The sequence below is a fragment of the Pedobacter folensis genome, assembly GCF_056490665.1.
Genome location: NZ_JBWJIF010000001.1, coordinates 1,444,654 through 1,459,759, shown reverse-complemented (window position 1 = coordinate 1,459,759; position 15,106 = coordinate 1,444,654). Strand labels below are relative to the sequence as shown.

14 protein-coding genes are annotated in these 15,106 nt (G+C 42.0%); 6 read left to right on the top strand and 8 right to left on the bottom strand.

Features of this window, described 5'->3' with window-relative positions; all coding sequences use genetic code 11:
• Positions 1-95: 95 nt before the first annotated feature.
• Positions 96-521, top strand: coding sequence for a VOC family protein (locus AC04QZ_RS05810; RefSeq protein ID WP_478356957.1), 426 nt, complete (start codon positions 96-98; stop codon positions 519-521).
• Here AC04QZ_RS05810 and AC04QZ_RS05805 read toward each other — a convergent pair.
• From AC04QZ_RS05805 to AC04QZ_RS05795, 3 genes are read right to left on the bottom strand one after another with little or no spacing between them, the layout of a single operon-like run.
• Positions 518-1,060, bottom strand: coding sequence for a hypothetical protein (locus AC04QZ_RS05805; RefSeq protein ID WP_478356956.1), 543 nt, complete (start codon positions 1,058-1,060; stop codon positions 518-520). The two genes, AC04QZ_RS05810 and AC04QZ_RS05805, sit on opposite strands and share 4 nt — an antisense overlap.
• A gap of 6 nt (positions 1,061-1,066) precedes the next feature.
• Entirely contained in the window at positions 1,067-2,248 is a 1,182-nt protein-coding gene (locus AC04QZ_RS05800; RefSeq protein ID WP_478356955.1) for a chromate transporter, read from the bottom strand.
• Positions 2,249-2,308: 60 nt separating this feature from the next.
• Complete coding sequence (locus tag AC04QZ_RS05795) at positions 2,309-3,172, bottom strand: chromate resistance protein ChrB domain-containing protein (RefSeq protein ID WP_478356954.1); 864 nt, start codon at positions 3,170-3,172, stop codon at positions 2,309-2,311.
• A gap of 156 nt (positions 3,173-3,328) precedes the next feature.
• Here AC04QZ_RS05795 and AC04QZ_RS05790 point away from each other — a divergent pair, with 156 nt between their 5' ends.
• Positions 3,329-4,840 (top strand): alpha-L-fucosidase, encoded by a 1,512-nt coding sequence (locus AC04QZ_RS05790; protein ID WP_478356953.1) that lies wholly within the window; start codon positions 3,329-3,331, stop codon positions 4,838-4,840.
• A gap of 76 nt (positions 4,841-4,916) precedes the next feature.
• Here the strand turns inward: AC04QZ_RS05790 and AC04QZ_RS05785 are convergent, their stop codons facing one another.
• The gene (locus AC04QZ_RS05785; protein WP_478356952.1) at positions 4,917-5,750 is read right to left on the bottom strand and encodes a M57 family metalloprotease; all 834 of its coding nucleotides are present in this window, start codon (positions 5,748-5,750) and stop codon (positions 4,917-4,919) included.
• Between the two features lie 299 nt (positions 5,751-6,049).
• Here AC04QZ_RS05785 and AC04QZ_RS05780 point away from each other — a divergent pair, with 299 nt between their 5' ends.
• The 3 genes from AC04QZ_RS05780 to AC04QZ_RS05770 all read left to right on the top strand — a co-directional run bounded on the left by AC04QZ_RS05780 (position 6,050) and on the right by AC04QZ_RS05770 (position 10,194).
• Complete coding sequence (locus tag AC04QZ_RS05780) at positions 6,050-6,499, top strand: SRPBCC family protein (RefSeq protein ID WP_478356951.1); 450 nt, start codon at positions 6,050-6,052, stop codon at positions 6,497-6,499.
• Positions 6,500-6,876: 377 nt separating this feature from the next.
• Positions 6,877-9,597 (top strand): GH116 family glycosyl hydrolase, encoded by a 2,721-nt coding sequence (locus AC04QZ_RS05775; RefSeq protein WP_478356950.1) that lies wholly within the window; start codon positions 6,877-6,879, stop codon positions 9,595-9,597.
• A gap of 9 nt (positions 9,598-9,606) precedes the next feature.
• Positions 9,607-10,194 (top strand): RbsD/FucU domain-containing protein, encoded by a 588-nt coding sequence (locus AC04QZ_RS05770; RefSeq protein WP_478356949.1) that lies wholly within the window; start codon positions 9,607-9,609, stop codon positions 10,192-10,194.
• Between the two features lie 41 nt (positions 10,195-10,235).
• Here the strand turns inward: AC04QZ_RS05770 and AC04QZ_RS05765 are convergent, their stop codons facing one another.
• The gene (locus AC04QZ_RS05765) at positions 10,236-10,625 is read right to left on the bottom strand and encodes a VOC family protein (protein WP_478356948.1); all 390 of its coding nucleotides are present in this window, start codon (positions 10,623-10,625) and stop codon (positions 10,236-10,238) included.
• A gap of 28 nt (positions 10,626-10,653) precedes the next feature.
• The gene (locus tag AC04QZ_RS05760; RefSeq protein ID WP_478356947.1) at positions 10,654-11,208 is read right to left on the bottom strand and encodes a dihydrofolate reductase family protein; all 555 of its coding nucleotides are present in this window, start codon (positions 11,206-11,208) and stop codon (positions 10,654-10,656) included.
• A gap of 136 nt (positions 11,209-11,344) precedes the next feature.
• On the opposite strand from AC04QZ_RS05760, the gene AC04QZ_RS05755 reads away from it, so the two are divergent.
• Entirely contained in the window at positions 11,345-12,313 is a 969-nt protein-coding gene (locus AC04QZ_RS05755) for a GlxA family transcriptional regulator (RefSeq protein WP_478356946.1), read from the top strand.
• Between the two features lie 4 nt (positions 12,314-12,317).
• Here the strand turns inward: AC04QZ_RS05755 and AC04QZ_RS05750 are convergent, their stop codons facing one another.
• Together AC04QZ_RS05750 and AC04QZ_RS05745 are read right to left on the bottom strand one after the other, a co-directional pair.
• The gene (locus tag AC04QZ_RS05750; protein WP_478356945.1) at positions 12,318-13,916 is read right to left on the bottom strand and encodes a solute:sodium symporter family transporter; all 1,599 of its coding nucleotides are present in this window, start codon (positions 13,914-13,916) and stop codon (positions 12,318-12,320) included.
• Between the two features lie 10 nt (positions 13,917-13,926).
• On the bottom strand, positions 13,927-14,943 hold the full coding sequence (locus AC04QZ_RS05745) for a GntR family transcriptional regulator (protein WP_086546780.1): 1,017 nt from the start codon (positions 14,941-14,943) through the stop codon (positions 13,927-13,929).
• Between the last annotated feature and the right edge of the window lie 163 nt (positions 14,944-15,106).

Sequence of the window (15,106 nt, the reverse complement as noted above, 5' to 3'; positions counted from 1 at the left end):
TTTAAATAGCAACACAAAGCATCTCGCTACAAAGTGGGTTTAGCTATGAACCGTGCAATTGGGCTGAGCAACAACATCAATTAAAAATAAAAACCATGAGAGCAATTAATCCCTGGATCAACTTCAATGGCAATGCCGAAGAAGCGTTCACTTTTTACCAATCCGTTTTTGGCGGCGAGTTTACCAAAATTACCCGTTTTAAAGACTTATCGGGTCCCGATTTTCAGGTAGCCGAAGAGGAGGCAAATAAAATCATGTACATCGGTTTGCCGCTTGGCCAAAACAATGTGTTAATAGGTAATGATGTTCCTGCATTTATGGGCCAGGTAAGCGAAAATGAAAACCGGTCTAAAATACACGTGAATGCCGAAAGCCGTGAAGAAGCCGATCAAATCTTTAAGGGATTATCGGCAGGAGGAGAAGTGGAGGGGCCAATTGACGATAGTCCATGGGGTACCTATGCCGGCATGTTCAGGGATAAATATGGCATTGAATGGGTGGTAGAGTTTGATCCAAATTAAAAACCCAGGCCTAGCTGTAAACCTGTAGAAAGTGCGGGAGGGAGGTTGTTCCCAAACCTCACCGGGAAAGGTATGGCCAGGTATACACTCGTATTTTTTCCTTTTTTGATCACCTGGTTCAAAACTGGTGTAAAGCCATAACGGCCGCTGGTTTCAAATGCAACACGACCGATAAAGGTAAAGCCATGTTTAAACCGGAACATCGCCCCTGGATGAAACAAGACTGAACTTACTTTCGAAATGTGTTGTTCGGTACGTATACTGGGTGCAATTTCGAAACTGATTCCGAATTTGTCGCTTTTTAAAATGTTGATTCCAAACGGAAAGGCGAGCGTGTAAACCTCCGAAAAGTTATCATGAAATCCATTTTTGTCCCAGGATCCGATGGGGTGGAGCAAGCTGAAATAACCGGTTACCTTAGGATAGACTGGGCTTTGGACGGTTTGTTGCGCTGTTGCGGATAAACTTAGTGTAGCCGCGAAAACCAGTAAAAATATACTGTGCAGGGTGATTGATCTGGTAAAAATTTTATGCATCATTGAAAGCTAAATGAATTTGATGAGTAGTCCGATAATGGCCGCTATACCAATGATATAAGGCTCTTGTAATTTTTTGATGTAGAGGAGTGCCAGTATAGTGGCTACAGCGATCAATGCGGTTGGAATATCTTTTATCGAGCGCATGCCGATCACCATGACCGAACCCACCAGGGCGCCAATTACAGCGGCGGTAATTCCCTCTACGAATGTTTTCACGCTGTTGTTTTTTGAAATCTTTTTGAAAGAAGGCGCTAAAGCTACTGTAAAGATGTAGCAGGGTAGAAAAGTAGCGAGTGCTGCAACGCAGGCCCCCGGAAAACCTGCCACCAGGTAGCCGATAAAGCCCACCGTAATGACTACCGGTCCGGGGGTGATCATGGCGACTGCAACCGAATCTACAAACTGTGCCTCGGTGAGCCAGCCAAATTCCTTTACTACGCCACCGTGCAGGAAAGGTACAATGGCCAGTCCGCTGCCAAATACAAAGGCGCCTGCCTTCGCGAAAAACCAGCCGATCTCTTGTAAAGTTTTACTGTCATAGTTCCAGAAACCAGTACTAAATAGGATTCCGACTGGGAGGTGGGAAGGTTTTTTAATCCATTGTGGTGGAGCTTTAATCAGCATGTACAGGATGCCACAGCCCAGAAAAAGTAAAACTTCCTCTTTTTCGGTAATCACGGTGATCACGATTCCGATGATGTAGAACAGCCATAAAAGCCATTTGGATTTAATGGCAGCTGGTTCGAATTTGCTGATTGATTTGATGGTGAGTTTATATGCACTGATGGTAATAATGCCGATTACAGCAGCACCTACACCATAAAATACGGCTTGCATCCAGGCCAGTCCGCCATAAAGCTGGTAAGCCATACCAAGCAAAACCACCATGATGAAGGATGGCAATATAAAGGCTAATCCGGTTAGCGTAGCGCCAATTAAACCATAGTGTACAAAGCCAATATAAATGCCTAATTGTGCGGCCAGCGGCCCCGGTGCCAGTTGGGCAAGTGCCAGCCCTTCCTTGTATTCTTCTTCTGTCAGCCAGCCTTTCTGCACCACCAGATCACGCTGCATATAACCAACCAGCGCAACCGGACCGCCAAATCCCCAGGTGCCCAGTTTCAGGAAATATTTTGTGATTTCGGCAAGTGAGTATAGCGGTTTGGCTTTATCTGTTTGTTCTTTCATCAGGCAAATTGTATTTCATTACAATATTGCTGATTCGCAAAACCTTATAATTGTACAGATTTAACTATTTGTATCCGTTTTACCTTTTTGGTGCTTTTTTCTGTAAAATGATGGATTTTCCCCGGTCTGCTTTTTAAAAATCCGGTTAAAGTGGCTCTGGTCAGAAAAACCTGTGAGATAGGCAATTTCGGTTAAGGAATAAGAGGTGCTTTCTATTAACAGCATGGCCTTTTCAATCCGCATCTTCCTTATATAATCTCCAAAAGACAGGTTATCAAAATATTTGGAAAACTCCCTTGATAAATAGGCCGGGTTAATCTCCAGTTCATCCGAAGCTTGCTGTAGGCTCAATGACATATTGGTATCCATCTGGTCCTGTATCATTTCCCGTAATTCGTTTGCCCAGGCCGGTGCTTTCTTTCCTTTATTTTCCCGAAGGTATCTGGTATAAATCTCCAGTAACATTTGTTCAACTGGTCCCGCCTGTGTATGTTTTTTGTGGTAAAGGTGTTTTGCCCAGCTGTACAGGCCATCATAAATCTGTATACCCAGTGCCAGTAATTCCTGGTCATTTGAACTGTGATAGGCTAATCCCGAAAATACAGCTTCGAGGCCGGCTGCCTGTGGAGCAAAGTCATGGCGATCGGTATCTGCCCCACGCACGATGGCGGCTATGCGATCAAGCGCCGTATCTTTTAGCTGGTGTTTTTTAATGAAATAATCGAAGGTGCACTGATCGTCGTAATGCGTATATTCAACATCTGGCATGTCGAATGGTATGGCCCCTAAAGCTTCAGCTTTCATCATCACCTGATCTGAAGGTACATAAATAATTTCTGCATCAGGATCGATAAAACGCCTGATCAGCCATGGGCAGGCAATCCGGTCAATTTTCGGGTGTTCACGGGTGATCCATTTTGTCATTGGTGTTTGGCCTATAAGCAAAGTTAACGATCGTAGCTGATTTTAATGTTCCTTTAGCATACAAAATAAGCGCTCGAAAGCAGTAGCCCTTGCTGGTTGCTGCTTTTTATATATTTTAGAACATTATTAAACACACACAAACTATAAAAGAATCAAATGAAGAACACCCTCATTGTACTGTCCTTATTATTAACGGCCAAGGCTTATGGACAGCAAAAAAGTTATGTAAGCATCTCTAAAACAGATAATCAAAGCACCATAATAACTAAAGCAGCCAATGTTGTACCTTCTGCCAGGCAGTTGCGCTGGCAAGGTTTGGAGTTAACCGCCTTTTTTCATTTTGGCATCAATACCTTTACCGACCGCGAGTGGGGTGATGGGAAAGAAGACATCTCTAAATTCAATCCCGAATTGCTCAATGCAGAACAATGGGTTAAAGCCATAAAGGCAGCAGGTTTTAAACAGGCCATTATTACCGCTAAACACCACGATGGTTTTTGTTTATGGCCAAGTAAGTTTACAGAGCACAGCATCAAAAATACACCCTACAAAAACGGCAAAGGCGATATCGTAAAAGAAGTGGCAGATGCCTGCAGAAAATATAATATTGGTTTTGGCGTGTATTTATCGCCATGGGACCGCAACAATCCTTCCTACGGATCGGATGCTTACAATACCTATTTTGTAAATCAGCTTACAGAATTGTTAACCCAATATGGTAAGGTAGATGAGGTGTGGTTTGATGGCGCGAATGGTGAAGGACCGAACGGCAAAAAGCAGGTTTACGATTTTGATGCCTGGTACAGCCTGATTAGAAAACTGCAACCCCAGGCGGTTATTGCTGTTCAGGGGCCGGATGTACGCTGGGTAGGTACCGAAACTGGTGTTGGCCGCGAAACAGAATGGAGTGTTTTGCCAATGGCCGAACAAAGTCAGGAAAAGATTGCGGCTTTATCTCAGAAAGAAGTAAACGTGATCCCAACTTTATCGGGTTCTTACAAAGATCAGGACCGTGGGAGCAGAGCTAAACTAGCCAATGCGACAGGTTTGGTTTGGTACCCTGCAGAAACTGATGTCAGTATCCGTCCGGGATGGTTTTACCATAGCACCGAAGATGCAAAAGTAAAAACAGCTAAACGTTTGATGGAGGTTTACTTTACATCGGTCGGAAGAAATGGTGTTTTGCTTTTAAATATCCCGCCTAATACTAAAGGATTGATCGCTGATCGCGATGTTCAAAACCTTGAGGCCTTTGGTCAGGAAATGAAAAAGACCTTTTCAAACAATATCGCTAAATCGGCTGCCATCAATTCGATTTCATCAAAAGCAGTAAAAGCGATGTTCGATGGTAAACTGAATACTTATTTTACTCCCCGTGATAAAGATACAACGGTAACCTTCGAGTTAAACTGGCCTGAAAAAGTAACCTTCAATGTACTTTCATTACAAGAAAATATTGCAGTAGGGCAGCGCATAGAAAAGTTTGAAGCAGCATACTTTGATGGTGCTGAATGGAAAGATTTTGCATCGGGAACCACTGTAGGTTATAAACGTTTATTAAAATTTGATGCGGTTACGGCGAAGAAAGTAAGATTTAAGATTTTATCGTCAAGATTGAACCCTACACTTGCCGAATTTGGACTGTATCTTTTGGATGAAAAAAAATAAACGCTGATTTAAACAAATAAGAGGGAGCTGAAAAGTCCCTCTTTTTTATCTGATCAATACCTGATCTGTATTTGGTTTATTTATAAAGGTAATTCATTGCAATTACATCGTTTGCATTAAAGGTGCGATCTCCACCATTAGAGCAAGCCAGCATAAACGATTCTGCATCGGCTTTTGATGGTGTTCCTGGTATTTGGATAGCACCAACACCTGCAGCTCCTTCGTTGGAGCGTTTTCCTCCACAGCTATATGCTCTGTTCATATAATCCGTATGGCGAAATCCTATACAGTGTCCAACTTCATGCTGTAAAACAGAAGCTACATACAATAAATTAGGATTCGTTCCGTAGGCATTAACATTCGTATTCATTTTAACCTGGTTAAATGGTTCGCCACTTGAAGTAGGGAAGCCAGATGAACCTAAAGTGATATAGCCACCGCTTGGTCCTTCGTTAAATCCAAATACATCAATATTACCGGTAGTACCCGTATTTGCTCTTTGAAAAGTCATACGCAGGCCCAGTGAATTGTATCTTGAAATCATCAGATTAACGGCATCACTATATACTTGTGGCAAATTGGTAACAGAAATGGTAATCACACGTGGCAGTGATTTAACCACATTCGTAGTTCGGTACTGCTCGGTTTCAGCAATATTTAAATTAGGACTCGAAGATTTTTCGTTGAGGTTGGCATCTGTTAAAAGGATATCGCCTTCAACCAGATAACCATTATCTACCTTACGTGCATTTTCGACACTAAATCCCAGGCTTTTTATTTGCTGTAAAGTACTTGCTGATATTTCGTCTTTGTTGTCGCTTTGTTCAGAAGTGTTGTTCTTTTTACATGAGGATGCGAAGATAAATAAAACGCATAGCATGGCTAATGATAAAATTTTTGTGTTTTTCATGTTTAAGTTAGTTTAGGTTAATGTATTGATCAGGTGATCTAATATATAAACAAATTCAATGTAATCAAATAGTTACAATGTTTTTTGAGAAAATATTAAGTACCCTGCTGATCTAAATTATCTGGCCGTAAAGCCCCTCTAACATTGTCGCATATTGCCACCGGCAAACCCGGATTTACATGCCATCTTTGTATAGTCGGGATTGATATGAAAAACCGAAAAGCTGGTGGAGCAGCGACCACCCCAAAAAACGGGCGAAACCGAAAAGCCTAAAGAGTAGGAAATTAAAAAATGATTTTATGTCGAACAACAGCGTTTCATTGCACAGGGTTTTAAAAGCGTCGCCAGAAAAAATATACCGTGCATTCACCGAACCTCTGGCCATTGCTTCATGGTTACCGCCATATGGCTTTCTTTGTACTGTTCACGAAATGACAGTCACATTAGGAGGCTCTTTTAAAATGTCGTTTCAAAATTTTTCCACCTCAAATAGTCATTCCTTCGGGGGGAAATATCTTGAAGTTACGCCGAACGAGTTTCTTAAGTATACCGATCAGTTTGATGATCCAAACCTGCCTGGTGAGATGATCACTTCCGTTTGGTTCAAAAAGACTTTGGTGGGTACTGAAATTAAAATTACACAAGAAGGGATTCCCGCTGTTATACCTGTAGAGATGTGTTACCTCGGCTGGCAGGAATCGCTCGAAAAGTTAGCCAAACTGGTGGAGCCTGAAATACCGGATGCTTAATTAATGAAAGGAATTAATAGCTAACCACTGGCCAACCCATGGCTTAAAAACCCCTGTAAAATTATTTACAGGGGTTTTTTGTGTCTCTAACTGATATTATGCGATTTTGCCAAATGATTAAGTCTTTTTGTAGAAGCGGGGCGATATCGGCTGAATAAACATATATTTAAATTGGTATTATCCCTAACCAATAATGATCCAACTATCTGATTTTTCGGGGCGCAAATGGATGGCTGTCGATAGCGAAGCTATTTCCCTTTTTATAAAAGATACGCCGCCTTCGCGACCATTATCTTCAGCTGAACTTATAAAAAAGAATGGAGTAACGGATAACATCAGCTCAATTAGACACACATTAATCACCACACAGAATTTTTATGCATAATCATACAGTTGGTCGAAGAGATTTTCTTAAAAAGACAGGTTTGTTAACAGCAGGCCTGGCTACATTATGGTTTCCGGTTTGGGCCCGGAGCATTTTTGCGCAAGATTATCCCTTACACAATATTCCGGAAGATAAAGGAATTGATCCGCTTTGGGCACGTTCGCTTTTTAACAGAGGTGAGGCAAGCACTTACCTGAAAAGTAAAAATGAATTAAAATACATTGGTATGCCTGCAGGAGGTTTACATGCCGGAACTGTTTATGTAGGTGGAGATGGACGCCTTTGGCTTTGGCAGATTTATAACGAAACCTTTGAAGGACCACAGGAAGGAATAGATCCGAAAGTGGTGAATTGGAACGATGGGACTACGGTACGTAAAATACGTGTGAGAGACGGTGCGGCATATGTAGAACCTGCCATTGCCGATAACAAACGCGTACTCGATCAGGGTTTCGCTGTTAAAACGGTGATTGATGGGAAAAATGTGATAAAGGAACTCAATGAAAGTGATTGGGATGAGGTTAGTTTTACCGCATCTTATCCTGTAGCCAATATTAAATACAGCAGCAAAGCATTTCCGCTTGAAGTAAACCTAAAGGTTTATTCGCCTTTTATTCCGCTTGATGCAGAACGATCGGCTTTACCAGCCACCATTTTGCGCCTGGCAGTCGTAAACAAAGGTAAAAACCCTTTAAAAGTTTCTGTTTTGGGCTGGATGGAGAATGGGGTAAATAAACTCACAGGTAAACTAAATACCGGGCAGCGAAAAAACCAGGTCATTACACTTGAAAAATCTACGGGTATATTTTCATCTTTTGAATCCACAAACGAGGAGGTAAAGGCCGCTGGTGATGGTGGAACGATGAGTTTTATGTTGCATAGCCCGGAAGGAAAAGCCCAGGCATCATTTAGTCCATGGCCTATAGCAAGCAAGGATTTTGATCAGGCACGAACAGCTACCGCAACCATAGCGGCGCCAGAAAAACTCGTTGGCAGTATTGGCCTCTCTGGTGAATTATTGCCGGGAAAATCGCTGAAAGCAGATTATTCGATAAGCTGGCATTTTAATAACCCTAACCCCAAGCTTAAAAAACTGGTGAAAGATGCCGAAGCTGGTTATCATTACGGAAGGAAGTTTAAAGATGCGAACGCAGTTTCGGCATTTATAGATAAGAATTTTGATGAACTATCTGCTACCACTGAGCTGTGGAGTAACACCTGGAACAATTCGACTTTGCCGCATTGGTTTTTGGAAAGGACTTTTGTAAACATAGGTACCTTGGCTACTGCCAATACCTACCGCTTTGCCGATGGCAGGTTCTGGGGTTGGGAAGGTGTGGGTGCCTGCGCAGGTACCTGTACCCACGTTTGGCAATACGCACAGGCTGTAGCCAGGATTTTTCCGGAACTGGAGAAAGGTTTGCGTGAGCATGTTGACTTAGGCGTTGGATTTAAAGCAGATACCGGCGCCATTATTTTCCGGGCAGAAAATGAAAGCAGGCCGGCTATTGATGGTCAGGCCGGTACGGTGCTCAGATTCTATCGCGAACATCAAATGAGTAAGGATAATGCTTTCCTGCAGGCCAACTGGCCAAAGATCAAAAAAGCTGTGCAATTTATGCTCGATCAGGACAAGAATGGAGATGGCATGACCGATACGCCGATGGAAAATACCCTGGATGCAGTATGGGAAGGAGAAATTGCCTGGATAGTAGGACTTTGTATTGCTGCGGCAAGAGCAGCACAGGCCATGGCAGAAGAAGTAAAGGATACTTCATTCGCCAAAATCTGCGAAAATTATGTAAATAACGGGCGCAGGAATATGGAAAAAGAACTGTTTAATGGAGAATATTTTATCCACCGTCCGGATGCCGTTCAGGGACGTGAAAAACTGGGATCTTATAATACCTGTCATATTGATCAGGTTTACGGACAGAGCTGGGCTTTTCAGGTGGGTTTACCGCGGGTATTGGATAAGGGAAAAGCATTGTCTGCACTAAAAGCCTTATGGAAATATAATTTTACCATGGATGTGGGGCCTTATATCAAGACCCATACCGGTGGTCGCCCGTATGCACTTCCAGGTGAGGGGGGAATGGTGATGAATACCAATCCCCATAACGAACCTAAACCATTTGGAGAAAATGTAGGCTGGCAGCTGGGTTATTTTCATGAGTGCATGAGCGGCTTTGAACATCAGGTAGCCGCACATTTTATGGCAGAGGGTATGGTACAGGAAAGCCTGATCTTAACCCGTGTTATTCATGACAGGCACCACGCGGCAAAGCGAAACCCATTTAATGAAATAGAATGTAGCGACCATTATGCAAGGGCAATGGCAAGTTACGGGACTTTTATTACCGCCTGTGGTTTTGAGTACCATGGTCCAAAAGGATATATTGCTTTTGCCCCGAAATGGAACAAAGAGAACTTTAAAGCACCTTTTACTGCCGCAATGGGCTGGGGAACTTATAGTCAGCAAAAAGCCGGACTTAAACAGATCCACCATTTCGAACTGAAATATGGTACTCTGGCTTTGAATAAAATTGCTCTGGAAAAACTTGGCGGAGGAAAACTAACTGCAGTTTCGGCTGAATTAGCCGGAAAACAAATCCCTTTAACTTTTAAACAGGAAAATAATGTGGTGGAAATCCTGATAAAAGAAACCTTAAACATTCAAAAGAATCAGATTTTAACTGTCAACATTGCTTAAATGAAATATATGAACCCTTTTCGTTTGATAACGAAGTCAGCTGCCCTTTCATTGATTGCAGGCGGACTATTTCTATCAGCTTGTACTGCACCGACAAAAGAAAAAGAACCCTTAAATGGTGCTTCTAAAAGCTGGGAACAGGCATTTAATGCAAAATTGCCTATGCTGGGGCACCGAAATTGGATTTTAATCGTTGATAAGGCCTTTCCAGAACAAAATGCTGCAGGAATGGAATATATTTATGCAAATGAAGACCTCAATACGGTTTTGAAACAGGTGCTTGCGCAGATCAATCTCTCGGGCCATGTAAAACCGATTGTTTACCGCGATAAGGAGCTCGGTTTTATTACTGAGCAGCAGGCCAAAGGGCTAACTCAATTTAAAACCGGCATCGAAACTACGCTGGGTAAGCTGCCTGTACAAACGATGCTGCATGATTCTGTTTTTAAGAAATTAGATACTGAATCGAAATTGTTCAAAGTACTCGTAATCAAAACAAATGAAGTAATTCCTTATACTTCTGTGTTTTTGCAACTGGATTGTGCCTACTGGACTAAAGAAAAGGAAGATACGTTGAGAAATAGAATGAAAAATTGATGTGAAGCAAGCGGCCTGTATTACAGGCCGCTGGTATATACTTATTTCCATTTTAATATATTAAACTTATGGCCGTCCGGGTCTGCAAAAGCGCATCCATACATGCCCTGAAATTCCTCTGGAGGTGAGAATACTGCACCGCCGGCATCTTTCACTTTTACCGCCCATTCATCTACTTCTTCCTTAGTTTCTGCCGAAATGGTAAACATGACCTCGTTTCCCTTACTCAAATCGGCGAGTTCGCCTTTCATGCCCTTTTTTAAACTATCTTCCTTAAAAAAGTGGATCACAAAATTATCTTCTCCAAATAAAAAGCTGGCTAACTCGTCACTCTCGGGACCTGCATTTTTTTCAAAACCGAGTTTGGTGTAAAAAGCCCTGCTTTTCTCTACATTTTTAACGCCTAAATTGGCCCAGATTTTTGCTTTCATAATTATATATTTAGGTATAGATTCTTAATTATAGTGCTTCGTAACTTAATAATACGGTACCGCTTTTAAAGCTGCGGGTATCAGTTAATTTTAAATTCAATTGCTGTTGCATGCCACTGAAAATAGGCGTACCCTGACCAATGGCTACAGGATCAATCATGATTTGATAGGTATCAATCAATCCTGCTTCGGCCAGTTGTGCGCTCAGGTTACCGCTGCCTAAAATGGTCATGTCTTTTGGCGATGTTTTCTTCAGGGCTGCTATTTGAGCCAGTATATCTCCGCTGATGATCCGCGTATTTTGCCAGTCGGCGTGTTGCAGGGTATTGCTACACACAACCTTTTCGGCCTGGTTCATGCCCCTGGCTACCTCGGGCATCGCAGCAAAGGCATTTTGCGATGGCCACCACGATGCCATCATTTCGTAGGTTATCCTGCCAAAGAGCAGCATGCTATCGTGTTCCAGGTTTTTTGCGCTGAATTCGCCCTCTTCCTGTCCATGCTGGTGCCAGTCTATCCCATTGCCGGCATCTTTATAATAGCCATCCAGACTGATAAAATTGAATACATTTAATTTGCCCATTGTTGATGTTTCTTGATCTGTTTACAAATCTCTGTAGATTATTGATATCATTTAGGTGGCATAAATGACAACTTGAGGGCGTAAAAGTGACAAGTAAAATGCCTAATTTAGTAATCATAAAAATAACTATTTAAGCATGTTAAATGTTTGCCTTTATATTTTCGATGAAGCTGTACCTTCCTCGGTTACAGGTGTGGTAGATTTATTGAGTGGTGCCAACCGTTATATGGAACGTGCGGGTAAAAAGCCTGTATTTGCACTAAGTTTGGTTGCAGAGAAAGGCCACGAAATCCCTTTTCATTTTAACAACGTCAATGTCCGGCAGTTGAATGATGAAGATGTACAACAAGCCGACCTGATTATTATCCCCTCCTTCAGTGTGGGTAATGATGGCGTATTAGACAGAAATCAGGCTGCTGTGAAATGGATTAAAGAAATGTACGCCAGCAAAACCGAAGTAGCCAGTTTATGCGTAGGTAGTTACTTTTTGGCTGAAGCGGGTTTGCTTGACGGCAAAGAAGTAACCTCGCACTGGGTGGTAGCAGCCGATATGCAGAAACGTTACCCCAAAATCAGCATGAAAAGCGATTTGGTAACTACCGACCAGGATGGCGTTTATACCAGTGGTGGGGCATTCTCTTCACTTAAACTGATCCTCTACCTGATCGAGAAATTTTGTGGCCGCGAAGCTGCTTTATGGATTAGCAAGATGTTTGCCATTGAAATGGACAGGACCAGCCAGGCACACTTTAAGGTATTTACAGGGCAGCATCAGCATGATGATAAAGATATTTTAAAAGCCCAGCAGTACATTGAAGAAAATTACCGGAACGATATCGCCATGGACGAGGTATCCAGCCTGGTGAATATGGGAAAACGTAATTTTATCCGCCGGTTTAAAGCTGCCACCAATAATACGCCTTTCGAATACCTGCAGAGGGTAAGGATAGAATCAGCCAAAAAAGCCATCGAAATGAACCATAAAGATCTGCCATTTATTATGGAAGATACCGGCTACAACGACTTAAAAGCATTCAGGAAAATCTTTAAACGCATTACAGGTTTGTCGCCGATAGAATATAAACGAAAATATGCAAGGACTTAAATCCTCAATCAGCGAGATATGCAGGCGAGAACAATAAAAACATTAAAACCATAATAAGCAGTAAGAGTCCGTTTACCCAATAACGGTTTTTCCATGGCTTTAAATCAACAACCTGCTTGTTCTGGGCTACATAAGGAGTCTTCAAGGGGTATAGTCTTCCTATAATGAGCATAATGGCTGTGGTAACCACAAATAGAATGGCCAGTACATGGAGGAAATGAATACCGGTATCAAAAACCATTTGTGTAAGAATATAGGCGACGAAGCAAAATCCCAGGCCTATTTTTGCAGCAATTGGCGGAACTTTTTTGGTTGCAAATCCTACAAACATAATGGTAAAGATGGGGATACTGAACGCAGCGTTTATCTTCTGCATAAAGGTATAAAAGCTGTCGTTAGAAAAGATGAATAATGGTGCAATGAACATGGCCAGTAAGGAGGCAAACATTTCAAACCTTTTTGAACTTTTTAACATATTGGCTTCAGTAACCACAATGCCTTTCTTTTCTTTGGCAGGTTTATAAATATTAAGGATAAACAATGTGCTTGCGCTGTTCAATCCGGGAGAAAATGAGGTAATAGCTGCGCCAAAAATAACGGCAGCAATAAAACCGCTGAGCACAGGAGGCGATACATCGCTTACCACCCTCGAAAAAACTTCAGTGGTATTCTGCATATTGCTGTACATATGAACAGCAATAATCCCTGGCAGCATAAATAATAGAGGGCCAAGGAGTTTACCCGCGCAGGCCAGTGCAATTCCTTTCTGGCTGGTTTTAAGATCAGAAGAAGCCAGGGCCTGCTGCACAATTACCTGTTCGGTACCCCAGTAAAAGAGGTTCATCAAAATCATGCCGGTAAAAATGGTTGAGAAGGGAATAGCATCGCCCGTTTTTCCTATGGAGTTAAAATGTTCGGTTTTTGAGGTCAGAATGGTGTGTATGCCCTGTTGCAGGTCTCCGTTTCCAACATGCCGCACCCCAAAATAGGCCAGCAATAAAGCACCGGTAAACATACAGGCACCTAATACCAGATCAGAAATAACGATGGCCTTTAAACCGCCCAATATAGAATATAAACTGCCCACAAGCCCGATGCACCAAACCAAAATCCAGATGCTGCTGCCATAACTGATGTTCCAGATGTCGGAAAAATGAAACAGGCCATTTAGTGCTATGGCACCGCTGTAGAGTACAATAGGCAACAGGTTAATGAGATAGCCGATCAGAAAAAGGAAGGATACAAGTTTCTTCGTTTGCGGATCGTAGCGGCTTTCCAGAAAATCGGGGGTGGTAGACATGGCGCCCTTTAAATAAACCGGAATTACAAATTCTGAAACCAGTAACATGGCAAATACCGAACTTACCCCCCAGGCCATTACCGTCATATTGTTGATGTATACCGATTCGCTGCTGCCTACAAATTCGGCCGCGCTGATGTTGGTGAAAAATAAAGCGCTCCCTACGGCCGTAAAACTTAAGGTACGGTTGGCCAGAAAAAGCCCTGCAGAAGTGGTGATTTTATGCTTTCGTGTTTTGATCCAGGAAATTAAGGCAACCAGAAAGGTGACCACAATAAAAGTAACAAAGGCTGTAGTGTTCATCTGCTCTGGCTTATAAAGAATTTCTTCTGATGAGTACCGTTGGAATGACTTCCTGGATTTTTTCTTTTTTGAGCACTGCCTGTGCAACTTTTTTGCCCATTAACGAAAAATCGGCCGAATAGGTGGTAATGCCTCCACCGATAAGCTCTTTTACAACTTCATCGTTGTGTGAAAGAATACCGATATCTTTGCCCACCTGAAGCTGTTTTGCTTCACAATCTTTCAGGATTTTCCAGATTTCTGAGTTGTTCAGTGTAAAATAAACCTTGCCTTTTTCTACGCTTCCAGGCTCATATTCATTTATTATCCGTGTATTTACGGCAAAATCTTTGGTGAACTTTTTAAAGGCCCTGATAATTTCGACAGGATCCAATGAACCGGGCACATGGAAGAAAATCATTTCGTCGAACTTTTTGATGGTATCAGCAAGTTCGGCTAAAACCTGGTAAGTAGAATGCTCAAATTCCTGCGTAACATAGTTAAATTCACCTTTTAAGGCTTCGTAACGGTCGAACATAATGAGCTTGTTGCTCGGCAGGCTATCTAACAAATGTTTGGTTTTAGGATGTGGAATGGGCGAAATTACATAAACACCATATTTTCCTTTGATCATATCCAGCATCGTTTCGAACATGGTAATATTCCCATGATGAAAAAAAACATCGATGTGCACATTTGGGCCCAGTTCGTTTCTGAAATTACGGTAAAACTGTTCCTGGAAAGAGTCGATCAGGTACATGAGCAGGGCTACCTTTAAGGTTTGTTCGGTATCGTCGTTAGCTACAAAATAACCTAAACGCTTTTTCGATTCCACTATACCCCGGCTAATCAATTCGCGATAACCTTTCATGACTGTCTCGCGGGCAAAACCAAGTTCTTTAATCAGCACATTGATAGAGGGTAGCGCTTCTCCTTTAGAAATAATCCTTTCATCAATGGCATTAATAAAACCCTGAACAAACTGCTCATGTTTTGAATAAGAGGGGATTTCTTCGAGTTCCTGTATTTTTTCGAAAATAGTGATCATAAAGTAGATTGGGCTACACTAGTCTATAGGTTTGTAATTCTTGTTCGCCTTTTAATTTACAAGGTAATAAAATTCAGTTAATCAACAATCGAAAAAAAATATTCCACATCTCATTTTCTGCATATTGATCTGTAAAGATAGATTATGTAACAATAAAGGCACA